This window comes from Lysinibacillus sp. NPDC098008 (assembly GCF_044760715.1).
Lineage (GTDB): Bacteria > Bacillota > Bacilli > Bacillales_A > Planococcaceae > Lysinibacillus.
The window spans coordinates 1-1,215 of the sequence record NZ_JBIWBA010000069.1 but is presented as its reverse complement, the minus strand read 5'-3'; the positions used below and the strand labels follow the sequence as shown (position 1 = coordinate 1,215).

Annotated in this window: 1 protein-coding gene; it reads left to right on the top strand. The window is 42.0% G+C overall.

Annotated features, from left to right (window positions below; translation table 11 throughout):
* A partial coding sequence (locus ACIQVU_RS20245; RefSeq protein ID WP_402897036.1) for an ISL3 family transposase occupies positions 1 to 1,183 on the top strand: 1,183 nt, incomplete at its 5' end.
* Positions 1,184 to 1,215: the final 32 nt, after the last annotated feature.

The following is a 1,215-nucleotide window of genomic DNA, read 5'->3' as shown; positions in this document are numbered from 1 at the left end:
ACAAACCACGAGAGGAGTTTTCGCTTTGTACTCCAAGTTTATCAAAATGCTATTACCGTTACCATCTTTTTTCGAAGTTTCTTTTCCATCTGACGAAGAACCAAATGTATTTCCTGCTACTGTAGGTGCTTATTCAGTGCCATGTCCAATTTGCCAAGGGAAAACGATTCGTCATGCGCAAACATTACGTCGTTTTCGTCATGGCTATGCTTGGCACCTCGGATTTATTTGGATTGAGATGGCGATTCCACGTCATCGTTGTGTTGCTTGCGACCTCACATTTACCTATGACTTCGGTTTAGGAATTATCCAAGCGTCTTCAGCTATGTTTCGTAAAGAACTTGTAAGGCGTTGCCACGGGCGTTCCATTGCTGATGTGGCACGTGAATATGAACTGCCCTACACGACGGTTGAGCGTTGGTATTACTTGCTGGCAGCTAATGAATTAACGGATGAAATCGCCACTACTATTTGTGTAGACGAGTTCGCTTTGCGCAAAGGACATCATTATGCGACCAGTGTTTTAAATGCCGACTCAGGTCGTATTTTGGCAATTGTTCCTCATCGAAATCAGGACGCTATTACCACTGCTTTACAAAAAGTAACAGGTCCAATTCGTGCGGTGGTCAGTGATTTCGCTCCAGCGATGGCGAATGCGATACAAGCCGTTTATCCCACTGCGATTCATGTGCTGGATCGCTTTCATCTCGTGCAATTTTTCACCGATGCCCAGCAGCGAAGACGCCGGTATTTAGGAGAAGCCAAAAAGCATCATCAATCGCGATTCATTGACCGTTGTTTGGCACGAAAACCTGAACAATTAACGGATGAAGAACGTGGATTTGTTGCACAGTGGCATCAGGAAGATTTGCCTACAAAATACATTTATCAAGCATTGAATCATATGCGTTATGTACTAAAAGCAACAACGATGACACAAGCAAAACGACGATTAACAGAATGGTTTAAACGGTATCAATTTCATCTTTGTAGTGCCGTTTCTAAAATCGCAAAAACATTGAGTACACGTGAAAAAGCATTGCTAGATACCATTATTTCACCGCTATCAAATGGCATGATGGAAGGAACGAATAATAAAATTAAACTTATTAAAAGACGTGGTTTTGGCTATCGAAATGAAAACCGTTTATTTCTTCGTTTACGTTTAGAAATAGGTCACTGATTTTGTCACCCACGGCTTTTGGTGAAGAACCA